General features: G+C 27.7%; 15 protein-coding genes and 1 pseudogene. 1 reads left to right on the top strand and 15 read right to left on the bottom strand.

Features of this window, described 5'->3' with window-relative positions:
- Positions 1-27: 27 nt before the first annotated feature.
- The 3 genes and pseudogenes from MAGTDC_RS06140 to hisD form a co-directional block, all read right to left on the bottom strand.
- A pseudogene (locus tag MAGTDC_RS06140) lies at positions 28-300 on the bottom strand (hypothetical protein); the annotation flags it as partial.
- A gap of 1,187 nt (positions 301-1,487) precedes the next feature.
- Entirely contained in the window at positions 1,488-1,817 is a 330-nt protein-coding gene (locus MAGTDC_RS01765; protein ID WP_192573067.1) for a bL12 family ribosomal protein, read from the bottom strand.
- Positions 1,818-2,404: 587 nt separating this feature from the next.
- Positions 2,405-3,703 (bottom strand): histidinol dehydrogenase, encoded by a 1,299-nt coding sequence (gene hisD / locus MAGTDC_RS01760; RefSeq protein WP_146656802.1) that lies wholly within the window; start codon positions 3,701-3,703, stop codon positions 2,405-2,407.
- Between the two features lie 128 nt (positions 3,704-3,831).
- On the opposite strand from hisD, the gene MAGTDC_RS05495 reads away from it, so the two are divergent.
- Complete coding sequence (locus tag MAGTDC_RS05495; protein WP_278046917.1) at positions 3,832-3,966, top strand: hypothetical protein; 135 nt, start codon at positions 3,832-3,834, stop codon at positions 3,964-3,966.
- A 939-nt stretch (positions 3,967-4,905) separates the two neighbouring features.
- On the opposite strand, the gene MAGTDC_RS04585 is transcribed toward MAGTDC_RS05495, so the two are convergent.
- The 12 genes from MAGTDC_RS04585 to MAGTDC_RS01705 form a co-directional block, all read right to left on the bottom strand.
- Positions 4,906-5,082 carry a hypothetical protein gene (locus MAGTDC_RS04585; RefSeq protein WP_192573066.1) on the bottom strand — a complete coding sequence of 59 codons (177 nt, stop codon included), beginning with the start codon at positions 5,080-5,082 and terminating at the stop codon, positions 4,906-4,908.
- 532 nt (positions 5,083-5,614) lie between these two features.
- Positions 5,615-5,971 carry a 30S ribosomal protein S11 gene (gene rpsK, locus MAGTDC_RS01755; RefSeq protein WP_146656801.1) on the bottom strand — a complete coding sequence of 119 codons (357 nt, stop codon included), beginning with the start codon at positions 5,969-5,971 and terminating at the stop codon, positions 5,615-5,617.
- A gap of 10 nt (positions 5,972-5,981) precedes the next feature.
- A complete protein-coding gene (locus MAGTDC_RS01750) occupies positions 5,982-6,326 on the bottom strand; it encodes a ribosomal protein uS13 (protein ID WP_146656800.1) in 345 nt (114 codons plus the stop codon).
- 461 nt (positions 6,327-6,787) lie between these two features.
- Entirely contained in the window at positions 6,788-7,357 is a 570-nt protein-coding gene (locus MAGTDC_RS01745; protein ID WP_146656799.1) for an uS5 family small ribosomal subunit protein, read from the bottom strand.
- Complete coding sequence (locus tag MAGTDC_RS01740; RefSeq protein ID WP_146656798.1) at positions 7,358-7,594, bottom strand: hypothetical protein; 237 nt, start codon at positions 7,592-7,594, stop codon at positions 7,358-7,360.
- Positions 7,581-8,099 (bottom strand): hypothetical protein, encoded by a 519-nt coding sequence (locus MAGTDC_RS01735; RefSeq protein WP_192573070.1) that lies wholly within the window; start codon positions 8,097-8,099, stop codon positions 7,581-7,583. Before MAGTDC_RS01735 ends, MAGTDC_RS01740 begins: the two co-directional genes overlap by 14 nt.
- Positions 8,065-8,448 (bottom strand): 30S ribosomal protein S8, encoded by a 384-nt coding sequence (gene rpsH / locus MAGTDC_RS01730; protein WP_278046919.1) that lies wholly within the window; start codon positions 8,446-8,448, stop codon positions 8,065-8,067. The genes MAGTDC_RS01735 and rpsH overlap by 35 nt, the downstream gene beginning before the upstream one ends.
- Positions 8,442-8,747 (bottom strand): 30S ribosomal protein S14, encoded by a 306-nt coding sequence (gene rpsN / locus MAGTDC_RS01725; protein WP_146656795.1) that lies wholly within the window; start codon positions 8,745-8,747, stop codon positions 8,442-8,444. The genes rpsH and rpsN overlap by 7 nt, the downstream gene beginning before the upstream one ends.
- A 1,724-nt stretch (positions 8,748-10,471) precedes the next feature.
- Entirely contained in the window at positions 10,472-10,699 is a 228-nt protein-coding gene (locus MAGTDC_RS01720; RefSeq protein WP_146656794.1) for a hypothetical protein, read from the bottom strand.
- A gap of 832 nt (positions 10,700-11,531) precedes the next feature.
- Positions 11,532-11,654: a hypothetical protein gene (locus MAGTDC_RS05490; RefSeq protein ID WP_278046918.1), complete on the bottom strand. Its 123-nt coding sequence runs from the start codon at positions 11,652-11,654 to the stop codon at positions 11,532-11,534.
- Positions 11,655-13,173: 1,519 nt separating this feature from the next.
- Entirely contained in the window at positions 13,174-13,356 is a 183-nt protein-coding gene (locus tag MAGTDC_RS01715; RefSeq protein ID WP_146656793.1) for a hypothetical protein, read from the bottom strand.
- 6,499 nt (positions 13,357-19,855) lie between these two features.
- Positions 19,856-20,962, bottom strand: a complete 1,107-nt coding sequence (locus tag MAGTDC_RS01705) for a pyridoxal phosphate-dependent aminotransferase (protein WP_146656791.1) — start codon at positions 20,960-20,962, stop codon at positions 19,856-19,858.
- Positions 20,963-22,342 lie beyond the last annotated feature (1,380 nt).

Raw genomic sequence — 22,342 nt, 5'->3', positions numbered from 1 at the left:
GTATCCGTTAACATCAACGTTGACATATGCTGATAATGCTGAAACTAAACCAACGTTCTGACCTTCTGGTGATTCAATTGGACATATCTTAGCCAAATGTCATCGTTTGGTATCTCTTATGGTAACATCAACATTTTGTTGTTTTAATCCACCTTCCCCCATGTACGTTAACTTGTTTCTATGAGATAATTCAGATAAACTATTTACTTGATCGAGATATTGACATAAACTTGAAGAAACAAAGAATTTATCAACATCACTTTGTATTTTTTTAACAGAATCTAAAAGAGTATCAATCATCATGACCTCATCAGTTTGAACGTTTGGATTTTTTATATCTAACACATGTACCAATGTTTTCTTAATAACATCTATTATTACATCACCACCACTCCTTACTATTTGAACATCACAATTGGTATTGTTGAAACCACCAAGATTAACCGATATTTCATTTCAAATTAATATTAAATCTTTTTTTGTTAACAGATCTAAACCAAAGTTCGAATGATTCCTTGTTAACTCATTTAGAAAGATCCTACCTGGAAAGGTTAATTCAACGTTGTTGATTTCTTCATAAGTTATTTCACTTTCACCTTCCAACATTGCTTTATCTAAATAATTGATAACATTTAGAACCTTAGTTGATTTAGTAATTGCTATAGGATTCAAATAATTCAGTGCGGTATGCTTATCTAGAATTATTCTTTCACCTATGTTAACAAATGGAACTTTTGATCTATCAATATAAGTGCTGGTAACGATTCCATTACTTATTTCAAGACAGTGTTCTAATTTCTTCTTACATCTAAACGATCACCTCGAATTATATTTAAACCTACTTTGTTGTGGATTAATTCAAGTTAATTGACATCATTTTCCTTTATAAAAACCTACATCACGTTTTCCAGAAGTACCTTTAAATATATGTGAACGTTTGGTTTTTAATTTTAATAAACTCGTAAGTAGATCGGATTCATGGTTGTTATGTTCTATCTTCGATCCATCGATCCTTAGATAACCGAAATGTTTATCTTTCATGTTTATTGATTCACTTTCTTGATCAAATAACACCGCTGATTGTTTTATTAATTGCATTATTAATGTCTTCGTTGTACCATTTACAGTCAAAGCTTCATCTTTTTGTAGTCTTGGTAAATCCATTAATGGTACATCTAAATCAAATTGACAACAAATAAACATAATATCTTTATCCAGACAATATTGAACAACATTTAGATATAATTCGAACGAAGTTAACTTCTTATCTTTAATAAAGTTATTGGATCTTATTAATTCTAAGTTTCAATGTCCGAAGTCGAATGGGAACAACGTTCGTAAGTTCAGTTCCAGCTTCGATATCTTTATACCTTCGTTGTTATAACAACCTCATAATGTATTCTTATAAAGCCTGTTTTGTAAACCACTATGGTTTAGTGGTATTTTATCAACCAGATCGTTGTTGAAATCAAATCTGGTGTTCAATGTTATAGTATTTCTATTGTGGCATCGAGTAGTTCAAATTTTTTCTTAATAGTGTCAGCTTCATGTCTTTCGATCTGTTCTTTTATCATCTTGGGTAATACTTCTATGAAATCTTTTGATTCTTTTAATCCTATGTTTAACAAATTCTTTATTTCTTTTATAACATTTATTTTATTTTTTCCAATACTAATTAACCTAACGTTGTATCTTTTGTTGTTAACAAGATCTACATGATGGTTTTGATCAGTTTGTACTTTTGTATCAGTATTTCATGTTAATTCCAAGAGTTTTATTAATTCCATCAATTCTGTTACTCTTAAACCAATTATCATGTTAAATATTTCTGTTATCTTATTCAATGGAACAAAATCCAAACACCCTTCTTAAGTTGTTGTGTTTTAGATGACAACAAAAGGTTATCATTGATATTTTGTATTAAGAATACTTGATGATAAATCGTTATTCGTTCCAAAAGTTCTGATCAATTGTATAGATTAAAGAGATAAATTGAACTCAAACAAGATTATATGTTATGGTTTGTTGTAATTGAAACATGTGGTCGTTGTAATTAAGTTAATAAAACACCATGATGGTGTGGATAAATCAGAGAAACAAATAGAACTGAATGAAGTTTGTAAGTATATCTTTGAGATGAATTGTTGTTAGAAGTATATCGTAACAGTTTTATTTAAATTAAGAGAAATAGATGTTAATATTACCAAGACATAGCGGTTCTTGGATGTTGATGTTTTCGTTGTTCTTATGTTTTGTATTCTTCTAATCTAATAGATCTTTCTTATCTTCAACGGTAATGTTATGCCAACGTTGTAACCTTTAAACATGAATCCTTGTAATATTTCGGATAAAACATGTTTAATAAAGATTAATTAATTCCATCATGAATATACAATCGGTTGATTTAACGGTCAACGTTGTTAACTGCATGTAACCTACACCCTATTGATAAAGCATGCAGATCCATTTTTTCCATTAATGCAAGTTCAATGCATGGTGTACTTATCGATCTCAGAGATCCTAATGTTGGTAAACAAGTAACAGATTTTCTTGTCATGAAATCAAGAACTGACAAACCAGATGAAAATCTTGAGGTTGTATTTGTTGGTAAAATGTGATTACAACCTGCTGCATAATCTCCGACAGCTATTGGGGAATGTTTTCCAATGAAGATTGAACCAGCAGAATGAATTCACTTCATCATTTCAAAAGCATTTGAAGTATTAAGATGTAAATGTTCAGGTGATATTTTTTTAACTATATTATATAAAGATGTACTACTCTTACAAACTATTGTTAACCCGTAGTTGCTTCAACTATGTTTTATGTTACTATCTGATGGAACCAAATTCATTAAAGCATTAATGTTTGATCTGACAGCAGATGCTTTCTTCGGAGTTTTGGTTATCAAAACGGCAAGAGCAGATTTATCATGTTCTAATTGAGCAGCAAGATCGACACTAACTTGTTGTGTATCCGATGATTTATCGGCAATAATTACAGACTCTGAAGGACCAGCCAAACCATCTATCCCAACTCTTCCAAACATTTTCTTTTTAGCTGTTGTCACATAGATGTTACCTGGTCCAGTAATCTTATCTACTTTCTTTACCGTCTCGGTACCTACTGCCAATGCAATTATCGCTTGAGGTCCACCAAAGGTGTATATACATTCTACTCCACAAATACTTGCACAAGCCATGAATAAACGTTTATCTTTTATCTTATGATAAGGTGTAGCAACATATATATGTTTTATTCCAGCCAATCTTGCAGGTATTGCACTCATAAACATCGAACTTATATACGTTGTTTCTCCACCTGGAACATAGATACCAATACTTGATAATGGTTTCCAAACAGAACCTAATATTACTCCTTCTTTATCAACATAGAATACGTCTCTAATTAATTGACTGCTATGATATCTCAAAATCCTATCGTATAAAGTTTTAATCTCAAACAAAACCCTTAGGTCCACACCTCTAACATCATGTTCTACCTTTATTCTCAACAATCTACTTGTAACATTATCTAATCGTTTGTTGTAAGCCATTAATGCTTTATCTGAATATTTCAATATTAATTCTTCCATCCTGTCAATCAATTTATCAACATGTTCGTTGTTCAATGTTCGGTCTGCTATTATTCCGTCTATGAATTTATCAAATAATGGTGAATCGGATCTAAGTCTTAGACACATTTTTGTTTCTTACGAGTTAATAATGACAGAAAAATTATGATAACTGACCAATATTTAACATCCACACATATATCAATAATTGAACATATCGGTTGTTTAGACCGATTACATTGAGAACTTAATAAGTTATGATAAGAACATGAAAACGACCAATGACCATTTATTCGATGTGAATATCAGATTGTATTAAAACTATGACCAATTATGGGTGTTTGTTTGCAACAGGTAGATGATGATCGGATTTAATTTTAGGAACAGCATAGAGATGTGTATATGTTTTTAAAATTATTGATAAATTAATGTATGAACATGTTGTTTAATCTGATAATGAACTGAACATGTCAGAAACAGAGAACCAAAAATGGTTTGTAAGTATAATTGATCAACATTTTGATTTAAGATACAACGATCAGATGACATGTTGGGTTTTTGGTAATAGAAAATTGTTTATAATTTAAGTTCATAGATGGTTTTGTCGTTTTGATTTAGTCATATTATCATCGAGTAAGTAACAATCGATATTTCTGTTGTAGATGTAGGTTAAAAAATAAGCAAACAGAGATAACTGATGTATGTTTCAATGAATATATATAACCTTATACGTTGTCCGTTTTATATGATAGAGTCATATTATTAACTGATAACTTGGTATAACAATCGAGGTAACATAGTGGTTGTAAACATTCGAATAAAATATATGCCAACAAGTTAATTCTGGGAGATAGAATTGTTTAAGTTTGAAATGTTGTTATAAAGTTCTAACTGAATTAAATGGTATGGGAACGTTGGTTATGACGGATTTAATCATGTTTAAAAAGATGCTATCGGATGTTGTTATTCCCATTGACGTTAAATAACAGCTTATAATCACTAGGAAATACTCGCTAGTAATATGTTTAATTAATGTTTCGATGGTATTAAGTTGATGTAAACGTGCCATCACCATCTCTCTATCATAATCTCATCAATCTAGTGTAACTACCATTGATAAACATAATTTTAGAAAGTAAGTATACTGCTAACGGAACAAAATCCTGATAATATTTCAACTTAGATCTCCGATAATCTGGACGTTTCCTCATGGATTACATGTTTCAATGTTTTTCTTTCCAATATATTCCCCAATGTTAATCTAAATAACCTCTAACCTTTCAAAGATAGAAATCAATCTACCATGTTTTGATAAGTCTTTCTTATTAAGATTATAACTTCATGGTTTTAATTATTTCACCATTAATCCTAAATAATTTAATAATAACCTTTAATTCTATTATAAATTTCCATCTCTGAGATAAACAACATCCGAACATTCCTTCGATGTTACTCACAGATCCATTGATTTCAATAGCATGATTCATCTCTTTCTCATGAAGACACATCGAACCATGTCTTTGTTGGTCTAACTGATACTGCTTGATTGGGTTGGAACCAACATCCTAAAGCTAAACACCCAAACATGAATTATATTTTACTTTGATGTCTAAAACTGTTAATATTCTTTCTACAAATGACAACAAAATAACATCTCGATCTGGTTTCTATCTCTTAATCGCATTATATATCGATTACGATTAAACATTAACAAACAATCAAACAGATAAATGTCATTGTAAGCACCTCATTCTTGTTTAGAGACATTATTATTACTCCAATTACATTTATTCTATCCTTGGTATATGACTTCTAACTACTAAATGTTGTTAACCATCTCGATAATGAATTCACTTAATCCATCTATTTGTTAACCCTGTTGTATCATCATCGATGTTAATTCCAATTACTGTCCATACCAATAACATCAGATATTAATGACCGTATCAATGTGTTTCTTATAGTTTGGTTTAAGTTTTATCACTTTAATATCATCTTAGTCTAAATCTATTATATCAACAGGAGTTAACTTCTATAACATTATACCCTTCGAACCTTTGGAGGTTTACATCCGTTATGAGATTTAGTGGCAACATCTCTAATAGATGTTATGTTTAAGATCGAAGACTGTAGTACTCTTAACACGACATCTCGATTCGATTCAATACCTTTTATTTCTACCTGAATGTTCTTGATGTTCATTGTTATTAGTTTTTTCAATATTGTTTCCATTGTCATTTGAATAGCAAATGGTGATGACTTTTTCTTTCCTTTAAATCCCCGTTCACCTGCGGAACTCCATAATATCACGTTTCCTTTTCAATCAGAACAGCATATAATAACGTTATTATCTGTTAATTGTATATGTAATACTCCATTTAATCCCTTATCAAACATATCAAACTTATTACAACCTTGTATACTTTCTAGTATGAGCATTTGTTCTAGTTCGTTGGCCTCTTACTGGTAATCCGACCTTATGTCTTAAACCTCTATAACAATTAATATGTTTCAAGTTACTTACATCGGATAATACCTTATATCTCAAGATGTTTTCTAATGTGAGATTTGTTTCTATAAAATGAATAAGCTTATACCTTTGGAAGGTGGACAACGTTCTTACCAAGATTCTTGGATTAATTGATAATAGACTTAAGATCAGACAAGACAGAGGTTCACCGATGCCGTATAAGGTTTGTAGTGCAACGAATATATTCCTGTTTTCAGGTATCCTTATTCCATAAATCAGCATCTGATTATTCTAAATAAGATATAACATCCGAATTAGTTAATCTAATCTCCAAGGTTGCTTTAAGTACAACATTATCCGAATCTAAACCACATTAAAACATCAACCCAGTAACATTTACTTCACCATCTAATAATTTAACATAACGAAGGTTGTTTATATCCAAACGTATCTCTATTAGTTACTAGTTAGAACATTTACAATTACTTGATAACCTGTTGTTCAATAGATTTAAGCTTATAGTCATGGTGATATGGTTACCATCGTTGTTTCTATAGTTTAAACCATATTCTTTGTATCATTTTGTTATATTTGGTAACTATTCTCCTTTATAATTATAATTTTTTGTTTCCAGATCTACATTTGTTGGTACTTTTTTCTTTTACTACATGTTGTTCTTCAAATAATCTTATAACTCTGTCCTGTTTTCTATGGTTGTTTCTCGAATCCAAGATCCGATGTATTTAATTGACAACATTTCAAAGTCTAAACCGTAAGTTTAATTCTTTTAATGCGGTAAATGTTGCTTTGATAACGTTATGCGGATTTCTTGACCCAATGATCTTTGCACTAACATTTTTTATCCCCAATGCATCAAAGATGGATCTTATAGCATTACTTGCTCTTATTCCTATACCATTTCTGTTGTTTCACATTAATACTTTGGTTGAATTATATCTTCCACTGATATTAGAGATAAGTTCTTTGTTCCTTCCGAGAGGAACCTTTAACATGTTGTTCTTAGCACAACGTCCAGACTTTATAACAGCATCCTGTGCTTCGTTTGCTTTGGCCATCCCAAATCCAACACTACCACACATATCTCCAACAACGACCAACGCCCAATATCTGTACTTTCTACCTCCTTTAACAATCCTGCATACCTTTGTTAACTTTATAATTTTCTCATATAATAGAGTATTACCATCAAAAAGATTACTAATCTCAATATCATCAGCTATATTCTTTCTTGTTTTTTTATCGATAAAGTTAGGAACATATTCATCATCAAACTTCTTCCAATATATCTTCAACTATAATATAAAACCCAATGTTCTTAACATGTTTACAACCTGCACTATTCTGCCTTTATATCTATTTGTAAACCTTAGATAAAAGATGCCAGTGGCTAAACAACAACGTGTTATCTTAATAATCAAATTTCCATTAGTTCCATTTACCATGTTATAAATCCCATCATTGATTATCATAACATGGATGGTATCGTTGTGCTTCGAAATATTTAATTCTGTTCTATTACCTCTTTCCAACTTTTAGTTCGAACCTTTGATCTCTATATACTATTCCGGTTCCATTATAAACATTTGTTTTCCTTAACATTTTTAATTTCTTAGCAACCAATGTAACCTTATTTAAACTACAACCTCATATCTTTAATTTGTTACAATTAACCATAAGATTGACCGTTGGTTCTTCTAAACGAAACAAAATTGTATGACTGAATCCAAGTTCGATCTCCAATTTATCTAAACGTTTTGATATTTTATACCCAATACCTCTCATAATCATCCATCTAATATGGCTATGTTTAATACCTTTAATATTATTTGTTAACTTAGATAACTGAAATTTTAAGTTATGAGAACAAACCACGATACAATTATGTTTAATAAAAACATGTTTGTTTAAGTTATTGTTACCAATTGCTCCAAACATTTGAACGTTGGAACCATATAAATAAATCTTTATATCCTTTGGAATAGCATATAGTAATAATTTTTTAGACAAGATTACAGATCACTTCACCTCCAACACAGGTTGGATCTAAATTTGTTTTAATACCACTACTTGTTGATAAAAAATAAATACCAATCTGACGTTTAACTCTTAATTGCTTCTTATTTCAGTATATCCTTTGACCGGGTTTCGATACTTGGACTATATCTTGTATCATATTATGATATCCATTATATGCTAATTCTATTAATATTTCAGATCTATTAATACTGTACCTTAACAGAGATACTCTTTTAACAAATCTATATCTTTCAAATGCCAGTGATAAGTTAAATTTGAACTTAGAATATGGAATATAGATTAAAACCTTTCTTGTTCTGGAACAGTTCTTAACATGTGCCAACATGTTGGCAATTGAATCTATCAAGATGATTTTATCATTCCTGGTAATAAACCTGTGTTAGCTAACTGTTTAATTATTATTCTTGAAATTCCAAAGAATCGATAATAACCTCTAGGTCTACCCGAGATAACACATCTGTTTCTTATTCTAACTAAACTTGCCGTTCTTGGTAAGTTAATTAATGATCTGGTAGTAAGAAGTTTTTGTTTTGTTGATGTCAACGGAGAATTCAATGTTCTTTTTAAATCTAATCTTATTAATTTATATTTTTGTATCATGTCGTTGGTTTTCTTACATTTATTTATTGCTCCGAATCTAGACATTTACATATGTTCGATACTATTTTCGGTTAAACGTAACAACATGGGATTAATATTTACACATTAATGAAAAAACCTGATATTAAATCATGTTAGATCAGTTGTTAACACGTAACAGTTATTTCGGTAACATCAATCCTGCGTTTACAACAAAATGTCATTACAAAAAATAAGAATTGTTAAGTCATTTATCAATATTTTGTTTTATAAATCTAGTGATTAATATGTTGATTTATACAAGAAGTCATATGGTTTCATTTGAATTAGTTCAACCTTTAGATCTGATTATCTAGATGTATTATGATAAATTTAAAGTTGTGGTATTACTGATTTAGTGTTAATTAAAACTGTTATTCTAAAATCCAGTTACCAACAAACGATGGGAATTCCAACCTTGTTGTTAATAACATTGGTTTTGTTGTTAATTTCTTTAGATCAAATGATTTTATTAATTACATAATAGTATAAACACAACCTTTGATCGGTAAAACATGTATCAGATTTATTTACAGATATTAAACACTTATTGAAACACATTAATACATTAGTTCAATTCAATTAACTTCAAATTATTATTATTAATAACAATCACCAAGGTTTTTAGTAAACAAATGTCCAAACAACCAGTAATCTTGGTTATACCTCTTTGGTTATATGTCCGTTTAATTACACAGATTTTATCTCTTAACTTTCCCACTTTAATTAAAATCTTTTTGTTCACTTACAAACATTAGATCAAACAACCTCATCGATCAATGGCATACACATATTGGTTAGCAACTTCCAGTTCTTTTAACTTATAACCTAATAATTTGATATTCTTAAGTACTCAAACTTATCACCAGAAACATTTACATAACCTCCATCGAACTTATATATCCTTAATTTCTATTGAATTGACTTAATACATCCGATCTGTAAACATGATGACAACGTTGCTTTGTTCGGTTCAGGTCTTGTGTATATCATAAATTAGTGAAGATTTCATTATTCTTTCAACATTTACTATATCCTTTATTTGTTATACTTAATAATTTTAAACATAAACTAATAGATTTAATTTCAAACTACCACTCTCAATCTCTACAACAGATCTACGTAAACTCATTATGTCATCACTTACAATGAACCTTGATGTATACTTGGAACATTGGAAATTAATCTTTAATTAAAACATTTAAACACCGTCCTGAATCCGTTATCTTATCTAACACTGAATATTTCCTTGTTCCTGTTGTTACAACACCCATATCTCTTATGTTCTTATATCTCTTACACGTTTTCTTCTAATAACCAATACCTGTTTGTTTCTATCAATAGATCTCTAATGATAATCGTAACTAGGTTGTCAATACTAAGACGTTACATCCAAATACTTACATTGGTCTTTAGCTGTGACCAACAGATTTAAGAGCCAACTATTAACAACCACTTATAGAATATATTTTATCTCAATATTATCTTATTAATTCCGATCTCAATGGAACAGATCTACATACATTATCATTTTGTATTAACAACCTTGGTTTCAACTTATCACTATTACCACTGAAATACCATGAAAGACCTTTCATTAATCTAATCACAATCGTTTTCCATAAAGTTAAGACCATTAACTCTAACAGATTAAAATTAAACATGTTTAGTCTAAACTATTACTGTTTCCATAGCTCCATGAGCTCCATACTCGTTGATACAAACAGGTAGTAGAATTATTTATCATTTTTCTAAGTTGATTCATCTTTTTTATTATCATCTTTATTCAAGTTGCTTATATATATGTCTAATTCAGTACTTATGTTAAGATAAGATATATTAATGAAGAACATTTGCAACGGTGTTTCAACCTTTTCTATGTCATACTTACTTGTATAACATCTGTGTTGTTTATCTTTATTAAAGGATCTTAACTCTAAACCTACTTTACTACCTTCTAAATTAAAAGACTTAACCATTTGTTACCATCATTAGTATATCTATTTGTTTTATTAGTAAATTTATAAACCATAATAACAAAATAATTAATTAGATTATCTTATTGATAAACGAAAACCTCCAACATCCGATCAAATTAATTTCTTAAGCATAACGTTTAAATCATTTGTTACTGTGTTTTGTCATATACGAATAAAGGATAGGGTATTATCTTACTTTAGGATTATCCTATGAGAATATTTCGTTTGTTTTATACTTATCTTTATCGACCAATGTTTCTTATAACAACTTGTTAAGTATGATTTTATAACTTACATCTTATAAATCTTTATAATAATCTTTGGATATAAATAGTCTTTATTTTAAACCAGATGTCATTAACAACCAGATACCTATAGGAATAACTTTTATCCGATTATATTAACATTTATATAACCTCCGTGTTGTTATTCCATTCCTCAGCCAATAACCAAGGATTGGTTTCATATATTTTTTTCCATTAGTATTAAACTTGTTGAGATATTATAAATCTGTTAGTCTAAAACCTTCAGATCCTACATCATCTGGATATATATTTCAAGACATTTATTGCCAACGTAAACATCAATATTCTGCTCATGGCCATTTCAACCTATCAATAATATACCACATATATCTTTAATAAGAACACATATGTTTTAGAATGAGAATATTAATTAGATTATAACCGACATTGTCAACAAGAATGACAACATTATCCAACATGTATACATGGTTTGTTGTTAATGGAATCCACTTAGTTTATGTTCTAAACATAATGTGTAAGTAATTTTAATTGTAAATAACATCATTCCATTATCTGTTTTTAATGTTTTATCAATGAATTATAATAATGTATACACGTTTCTTTGTTGGTTTCAACGTTGGCTTATCAATAACGTTTCTATAAGTTCTAATCAAACGAATAGTAATATCAATCTTAACATTGGTTACCAACATACCCTTGACAGGTTACTCGTAACTGCCTGTTGTTTCTTTTCCATCCTTTAGTTTATAGCTTAGTCTAATACTATAGGATGTTGTTTCCACTAGTCCTTACCTTAACCTTATCATTATAAGATGAACAACTGGATTCATTGTAACCATTCTTTATACTTCTACCATTCCTGAGCTAATGTTGTCTTCTAGTCACTTTATTGTTTATTATAATGGTTCTTGTTCGGATGTTGTTATAATAGTTGTTATATTCTATTAATTTAATAAATTTTTTAGACTTAACTAAATTTTGTTTACTATTCCGATGTTATAATCTTGGATAAAACCATCGGTAATAACCTGTTGATCGTTATAATCTGTTTCTTTATTATGAGTATAACTTTATATCGACCAGTTTTTTGTATTAGTATGTCAATCAGTTGAGTTTACTATTGATTATGACCATATTCATTGCTAATAACATCGTTGTTTCTGATTCAATTATTTGATTTAAACCCAATCACAACGACCAAACTTCCAGTCTTGTCTTAACTTAAAGCAACGATTTAGTATCCTTGTTTGGGATCGAATCCTACCGTTAACACACTGACAACATCCCATTAACATTTATTTATAATCAGATTATTAAAAATGTCTTAGTACATCTTCCGTTCTCTATGTGTTCGAAGTAATCTTTCCAAGGTTGTTTGTGCTAACAATAATACACATATCCTCTTTTTTATATTAAAATCATAAACATATCTACCTTATTTGTTTTAACCAACACAGAATTATATTAATCTATACACTTTTGTAATATCCGTTTAATTAATATGTAATCGGTTAATATCTTGGTTCTAAGTTATTATGGGGATTTATTAAATCTATAAATAATATGTATTTATTTCAACTAATGAAGAATTGGTTAACCTTAATCGATGTGTATAATTCGGAACCAATCTTTGTGGTATAAACAATTTGTTTACCTTCATCAGAAGAGTACATCAATGTCCTCGGATGTAACTAAATCTTTCTAACACTAACTAATCCATTTATCAATAACAATCAACCACATTTTAGTCCGTTCTTCAATAAGAAACATTTTAAGCCACAACGTTTATACATTGATGATTTGTTTCAAATCTTTGTTTTATCTTCTTAATAATATTTATGGATGTATCTTTTATAGTAATCAAGAACAATTGATTTATCATGTGGAGGTTTATAAGCTAATGTCATTTGTTTATATACTTTCCTTTGTTGTTAACATCCTGAATCCAATCTTGGCTTTATATCTGTAACACATTAACAACACCCACTTTCTTATCTAAGAACCTGAGATAATAATATCAATTGTATAACAAAACAGTCATGTGTGTGACCGTTGTTCTAAGTATAACACATATATTAATCCTATTTTTTTAAAGGATAGAACCTATAGACTAATAATTCAACATGTAAACTTGTTAATAATTACTATCATGAACTAATTTAAAAACAAAAACGTATAGTTCTTCATTCTACCAATCGTTTTGTTCCTTTAATCCTGTCATGGTCCTACTTCTAGATCTTTATTTCCAAAATCCATGAATTGGAGATATAATCTGTTAATGTACTTCGGTCTTGATAAGTTACAACGTTCGATCACATCTGTTAGTACCTCTTTTTTGTTTCTTACTATGATGTTTAGAACTGAATTTATGTTTAAATCTTTAACATCCAATAGTGAACTAACATCCGTTCGGAACTTAAATAAAACTTATGATAGATATTATTTTTTATTTATATATTTAACATTGAGATATTATAATTCTTTGTTAATAAATCTGTGTTTGTTTGTTATATCTTGACCGAACGGTATCCAGAATCACTTGACATGCCAACACATACGCAAAACATCTATCAATGTTGGATTAACATTTATTGATATCATGTTAGACTTAACAGATGTTAATTTCATTCAGTGATAATATAATTTTTTCAATGAATATTCGGTTATATCGATAACAACATAAACTGTTGTTGAATTAAATCCAAACAAAACTAACCAACATCCTGTCTAATCTCTTGTTGTTATAACATCTTATATTTTGTTCTTATCTACAAATTAATCCTTACCTGTTGTTAATTGTAAACAGAGATCTTTGGTGTTATTCTTTTAATCTTAATAGATAAAGACTTACGATCCTTAGTTACCTTTATGTCAGCTTTAATTCTAAATACTAGAAGTAAGATTAACAACATTCGATGATAATGTTAATACATTAAAAGACTTAGATCTTATATCGAACATCAAATCTATCTCATTAGCTTTGGAATAACTTCAACTCAGTTTTATCTGTGTCACTGACAACAGAACGTTAGCTAATCTTCCAATGTTATAGAAGATATTAATTCAATTGATGTTGTTGTATTATCTCTATGCATTATCATTTCAACATCTTTATCTAGATGTAATTGTTCTGATCATATCTGTAAATTCTAAGATAAATTGAAGGTTTACTTGTTTGATGTTAGAGTATATCTGGTTTTTGGTCTTGGTTTTTGTTCCGATATACAAATCGTAGGTTCATAAAACAGAATACGAACATGTGAACTTATATTTACATTATTAGATAACATCTTGTTCTTTTTTTTTGTTAATACCAACATCATAACATGTATTCCATTGGATTAAGTGTTTCAGGAACATCTCGATGCCAACGACATGTGGTTTAGATCGTTTGTTTGATGTCAAATGTTTAATGTTTTGTTTCAATTAATTCATATTTCTTCTGTTATAATGACCATGACTTCGTTGAACTTAAATGTGTTCTTGATTTTGTGTTTGAGGTTGTTTATATCTCTAATATTTTGATGGCAACATGGGTTTAATTGATTATTTTAATTACTGATCCCATCGAATAACATTATTCTTACCTTGTTTCTTTTGAAGTCAACAAGCTGTTTCTTTAACATCCAGTATTATTCTCGTTCTTTAAGAATTACTATAGAAAGACCATATCTCTATAAATTCTAATTCAACAACATCTATTTATGTTTTTTAGTTAAAATAAATCTTATGTTACAGGTATGTCTATTTGTTTGGTTGATAATATATGTTACTATGTTTGGAACAGCGGTTCTCATATGTTTAGTGTATTAATATGGTTTCCATTTGCTTGATCCACATCGGTTATCATTTATAACATAAACAGGATACCTTGAAATAATTATACATGGGTGTTAGATGTACTTATTTAGGTTCATATTAAACATGGGATGGTAGAAATGATTGTTCTGTAAGGTTTAATTCTTTCAGGTAATGAATCTGTTCTTTCGTTGGCCTTACAACATCCTCAAAAATATAATAATCTCAGCAGTTAATGATGTTTTGTTATGATCGACATGGTTTGTTGTTCGATGATTATGTGTGGTTCATTTCAACTTGAATGTTAAGTTTAACCAAGTTATATCAGTATAATTAATAATCAATATATCGTTAACCAAGATGTGTTATGTCTGTGTTGGTTCGATGTTAATTTAGTTAAATGTTGATGTAGGTGTTCGGTTTTTGTTATGTTTAGATCAGTTTATCTTATAATTTTTTGTTATCTAATAACGGTTACATCATGTTAACAACAAACAAAATTGTGATTATTAATACATCTGTATCTGTTGCTTGGTTGGTTTTTTATTGTTATTAATACATCATGAATTGTAACAATGAATTTATATACAACACTGATGTGTTTCATTGTCATAGAACGGATTAATCACTGCTAATCTGTCATCTGGTTGTGTTTAATTTCTTGTACATGGTTGTTACTACTTCTACTAATTGTTTAATAAAATGTTTATTTTTATTGGCTAAACATGTATACCTTTAAGTTAGATTAGAGATTACAGTTTTGTTGTTTTTAATTGAAATAGATTATTTGAAACCATTTATCAAATCAGTGATGATCTTTAGAACCATTAATGTCTTCGAAACAGAGCTACAACGTTGTGATCAGGTTGTTAGTATCTTAACATGTATGGTATTAAACATCGGCTATTACTGTTTAAGTTTTACATCTCTTTTGAATATTTAAGGCCATTAAGAACCAACATTAATTGTAATCTCCAATCCATTGATCTCAATTTTTTCTAATGTGTTAACAATGTTGTAATTTTGTTTTCTTAATTTATGATCGGAACAACATGGATAGAACCAGATTAATACATGAACTTCATAAAACGTATAACGGAGTTAAATGTGTACGGATCTTAATAACTGAATTATGGGAGTGGTATAATCGGACGATGTTCGATTTCGGAACTTCAAACAAGACACAATTGTAATTGTGTTACTCCAATAATGTTCTAAAGAAATTATTTAATACCAAATGAGATTATTTTTTTGTTATCGATCAATCGCAACGTCCGAACATCCTGTTGGGTGTAAATCAAAGTACAAATTGATATATCGAGTCCTTGTGTCATGGTTTTTTTGTGGATTGAGGGTGTTGTTCATGGATTATCTGTTTATATAACAACGGTTATTAACAGAATGTTGGTTTTCAATGTGTTTACAGATTGTATGTATATAATCTTGGATGTATTTTAATCATGGTGATTCTAAAGGAATAAACTTGTTGTTAAGTAATATTTCCATGTGTATTCGTTTTCTTGAACTGTAACCTACATGTTTGTTTAAGTTTTAGAACATCTATACAGAGTTTATACTAATTGCTTAAAGAACTCATTGGTTGAAATCTACTACTAATGCTTGGTCGTTTGGTTTGTTATAGGTGGAGATGTTAATGTTGATACCGTTAGTCATTGGACATGTTATTAGTGTTTAATTGGATCATTTCGGCATGTTAATCACAACGTACTGATCGTTTGTTATTGACGGATTATACATTTGTTGTTTGTTTGATTTCGGATGTTTGGTCGTTATGAATTTTACATTAGATTAACTTAATCGATTGTATGTTATTATGGATTTGATGTTATTCTAATTAATATATTCTTCTACATAACTTTCTCCAACTAAATCTAAATAGTATCTATTTTGTAGTGGTACATGTTGGCTTGAATTCAACTAATATTTTGTATGTAATTATATTTCAATTTAGTAATAAAAATTTATGTTAGGTGTAAATGATAATATGGAACAAATAAAATTATAATCTAACGATGTAAAACCAACAAAAATGGTCTATTAAAACCTTGAATTCGATTGAATCACATATGTTTGTTTGTAAATGGTATTATTTTGTTGTAAATGTTGATATAAATAGATTATATTTAGAGAGAATATACTAAGATCAGGTATTAATATCGAAATATAAGTAATCGTTGAAATTAGTATTTAATTTAATATCTGTTAATATTTTAATAAAACTGTTGCTATCCTATTTAAGATAGGGTACTTAACTAATACGATATTATCTGTTAAAACTCAAATCAATGTTGTATGATTAAGCAAATAAATTGTTATTCTAATTGGAATGATTTTAAAAAAGATAGGAAACACATCGTTATTTTATAATGGTATGATATAATTTCTAAGGAAAACAAAGAAAACCGTCAGAATTTTGTTGTTAGATGTTTCAACTCATAGTATTTGTGTTTATTTATTCCTAAGAATTTAAAGTTAATTAAAGTTGTTGGTTATCAACGTCTGACAGAAATATATATCAGAAATAACAATCAGAAATACAATTGTAATAGATACACTAATAATTGAAGTAACAACATCGGATGTTGGTTTTGATGGAATAAAAATATTTAATTTGATCTGTTTTATTTTAAAAACAAACATACCGACGAGAATATAATTAACATAACTCAAGGTATCATCATCGATAGGTCTAATATTCAAGGTATATAAATGCCAATAATGATTATGAATAAAATCTAACATGAAGACAAGATATAGATTTAGAGTAAATTAATTTAAATAATCTCGTTCGGGATAAATGTGAATTAACAATGGTCACATCTAGAATTACAATTTCGTTTTATGAATGAGATAACAACTTATGTGATTAGGATGGTAATTAACAATCAAGGAAGATTAGAAGTTATTTTAAAAAATAATTTGTGTTATTATACTAATCGGTGTACAATTAATTAACACAAGAAACATATAAGAGGAAAATCCGTTGATTATAACAGCTTTAAATTAAAAAGATGTTAGTCGATATTTGTTGATTAATTATAAGTAATAAGGTTATAAATTTATGATAGGTTAAAAATAATATTAAAATAACAATAATTTTATATGAACGAATATTAGGTAAATTGTATCAATAATGTAGAAAATTTATTAAAACTATAAACATCCTAATGACTTATAAAAAACCTGTATGCGTTAAGTAATTAATAACAATTTGTAATATAATTTTATAACCATAAGTTGAACAATTATTGGTTGTTTATCTTTGAATCGATGTAAAATTGGAAATATAAATCGATTGAAGTAAGTGAAATACCTTGAATAACTTAAAATAAAGTTGTCCATGTTTCATTAATAAACTATGGAAATTTTAAGATATAAAAACCTTTGATAATCTGGTAAATATATTTCTGTTTTATAGTAGAATGTTATAATTAATAATTCTTTGATCAATATTTATATGTTCATGGATAGATAAATTTATATCTACTAATGTTGAAATGTATGCTTATAATTAGATGTTTAGTTTAAGAAATTAATCACATTGAACCATTATTCTATATGTGAGTTATGTTGTTATGATGTTGTTAACGTTGCAATGGTCAGTAATAAAACCAGATATAAGATCAAAATATATCAAAAAAATATCCAGAATCTATGGTTAATATTGTTGACAAATTTTCGACTTAAACAAACGTTCCAATAATATCAATGTAATTATTTATTATTATATTATGTAATTAGTAGATATGTTATTTTTTTATAAATGTAACATTAAGTAAACCGAAACATATTTGTTTCTAATTGTTATATCAGCTAATCGTTAATAATAGATTGGAAATATAGATCATGAAATGTTAGAAATAACGTATAGGCAGATATAATTATGTTAATAACATCTTGTTATGATGGATTTATAATTGAAGATTTTGAGGTTATTAATACATGTGTATTAGTTTTAGTTACATGTCTATACTGTGTTGTTCTTTCAATAAATTAAGAAAAACGTTCAATCCGTTAACTTGAAAAATGTAATAAATTAGTCATGTGTTAGTAATATATTGAACTAAAAATCTATTTAATCTTTATTAGAACTTAACAAAGTTATTAGAACAAAAACATCATGTTTAAAGTCTGAATTTTGTTTGCTAACAGCTAAATTATTCTATCAAATATTCACTAGACAATTTGTTGGATTAGATAGATAACATGCCGAATATTTTAGCGAATCTCTAAAGCTTAATTCTTTAACTTAAGCTATTGGTAATTTACTACCCTGAACTGTTTAGACGTTGGTATAGATTAAAAATATATTTTACATTAAAAATATTAAAATAACATTCATGAATATAATTATATTAAGTAAGATCAAATATACGTTTTATTAAGTATACAGATTTCGTTTAATCGTTATGAACATTTAAGATAATAGATTATATTGGTTATTTAAATTAATATACTAATTTGAAATCTACAACGACCAACACCCAAATTATGAACTCGATTAAACATCGTTATCTTAACTAAGATTTTCTACAAATACAAATATCTTTAACATCAGTATAAACATCTGATACAACGTTGTAGGTCCGTTATTATCATTTTATTTATTGATTTTAACATGTTTGTGATTGGTATATTCTAAACCAAATATCTTTATTAATAAGCCGCCAACTAATTCAATTCTATTGAATATTAACTATAAACGAACATGTTATTACACAAAAAAACCAAATAACTTTAGGAGATATAAACACCTTACTTATGAATTAATATCATCGTAATAGAATATATTGTAAATTAATTTTTTATTCAACTAAATGGAATTTATATTTAACAGTTTTTATTTGATATTTTTAAGTAAATGTTCTGTTTGTTTAGTATAAATTTCAATTCTAATAAATTTAAATAATAAAAATTATCTTGATTTGTTAAAATATTGTACAACTATTTGTGTTGTGTTTATAATCGTTAGATCAACATGTTAGTCCGTTTTATCATTAAATTAATATACTTTATGACGAATTATTAGTATCGAAGAAATAAACTGTTCAAACGTTTTAATTGTTAGCTTTTAGTTTTTTCAATATTGTGTTGTACATTTTTCGGTTTTATGAGTTACCAATATAAATTTTTGTTTCTTTAGTCTTTTGAATTGATTGATTAGCTTAACGTTTTCATGTGGTAAACCAACACTTGCTCTTATGCTGTTAAATAATTTATATTCTGACATTCGTCTAACGTTAACGTTACATTTAGCGATATAATTTTCAATTAATAAGATTGGTACTTTTTTGTCAAGTTTAATTACAATGAAGTTGGCATATGATCTATCAATAATAAAATTGGCCTTTCTAAGATAAATTATAAGTTTAATTAACCAAAAAACATTGAAACTTCTAGATAATCTTCGTTGTTTCGAATCTGATAATACAACACGACCTGCAATTTGAGCTATTCTGTTAACATTAAATGGACTTTTAATTTTTTCAATCGACTTTATTAGATCAGGTCTACTGTACATTCATCCTAATCTCAAGGAGGCTAATCCATATATTTTTGATAATGTTTTAATAATAACAATATTAGTGGTTATTTTAATAGAATATCTATCATCTTTAACATATTCTGAATAAGCCATGTCTAAAACTAATAATATATTTGTTGGCTTCAATAGAGCTGACAATTGGTTTATCTCACGAGACGTTAAGAACAATCCTGCAGGATTTGTTGGCATTGTAATGAAAATCATTTTCGTTTTCGTGTTTATTGATCTTATGATATTATTAATGTCTATTTTGTTGTTGGTATCTTTTATTATTACAGGAATAGCATGAGCAGCTAAGACTTGTGTTTTATAAAGCAAAAATCCATGTTCAGATATTATCACTTCATCTCCTTCTTTTAAATAAGCAAAACATAATAAACTTAGAAATTCATCTGATCCGTTACCTAGTACTATTTGTTTCTTATTTAAATTGTATGTGATGGCAATGTTTTGTATTAGTTTTTTGTAAATATTGTTTGAATATCTTTCTAGTTTAATATGGTTAATTTGTAATCGTTTTCTTATAAGTTTACTAGTTCCCAATGGATTCTCGTTCGAAGACAATTTATGAATTGCCAAAACTTTTGAACCAATTGAACTTGAGTGATATTTTGTTATTAGATTTAATGTCATTTTTTATTAATATTTGCCATGATAATAATATGTATACAGTAGAATTAAATATATAAATCAGATATAGATCATAACCAAAATATGTATGTCTATTACATGGTTATTACTCTTTTTTTTGTTTGTTAGACTACTTAGTCAGAAAATTGAACCATCGATTAATAAATAGCTATAATGATAAGATTAGTGATGGATATTGTTGTTTGGTATTTTTTTGTTAGAAATATTAAATAGAAATTCTAAAACCACCATTGTAATCAAAAAAAAATTATGTTAGTAGACCCATATAAGACCTATATAATCGTTTGTTTTAATGGTTTAATATTAATAGAAATTAAATATATTTAGTTCAATAAATGATAAGAATACTGCTATAAATTGAAAATGAATATATGTTGTTAAAATTTTGATAAATAATTCCAATAATAATGTATTGTTTAGTATGATACCATTTTATCATTGGTATGTAATTTATATCACGATCGGTATATAGTTAACATTTGAGTTTAGAATTAGTTAAATAGATAAATAGCATAGGTAAAATGAAACAGTATTTGTTGGATGTAAATAAAAAAACCAATCAAACGAATGTTTCAATAAGCGGTTATTCTATTATATTTTATTGAAAAACATGAAAATATTACAAAAAAGATCAAACAACGAAAACATGTTTAGATGTTCTGATGAAGTTTGTTATATATTTTTTCAAGAATTAAACCGACTCTTATTATTACAACCTTTGACCAATAATAAGGTAAACATCGTATAAAGAAATACTATGTCTATTTTCTATAATTGGAGTTAGTATTATACAAAAGTTCCGATTTTTAAACCAAGGTAATTAGTTATTTTTTTGTGTATATTTTGTATATGTGATTTTAGATTATATGATGAGTTTCTTATACTCAATTAATAGTAAAATTCAACAAGTAGTCTATATTGGATATAAAAAATCATTTTAATTGCTTTATAATCTCAAAAGAAAACATAATAGCTTATATGTATCATGTAGTATTATTTTAACACACAACTCCATTACGTTTATCAAAAAACATCCTTCTTCTATTAAACTTTTAATAACATTATTAACATCATGAACAACTCAATGAAGATTTCTTTGTTAGTATAAGGTCTTTCCTGTTAATATGTATATTTCGTTGGTTATTAATCAGTCCTATTTATAATTCAATGTTAACATTAATATTTTACTTAACAACAACGTTCGGGGTTTATTTACCTCTTTCTATTACAACACATAAATTCAACATGACTTAAACTATCTGTGATATTAAAATCTAACATCGAACAATTTCATTTCCAGCTTTATTGGTACAACGAACAATGTTATTAGTTATATCATTTATTGTTTGACATTGTTTTGGT

Source organism: Candidatus Hodgkinia cicadicola, from assembly GCF_002774925.1.
Note: the sequence above shows the minus strand (reverse complement) of the source record. Positions and strands in the feature narration are given on the sequence as shown.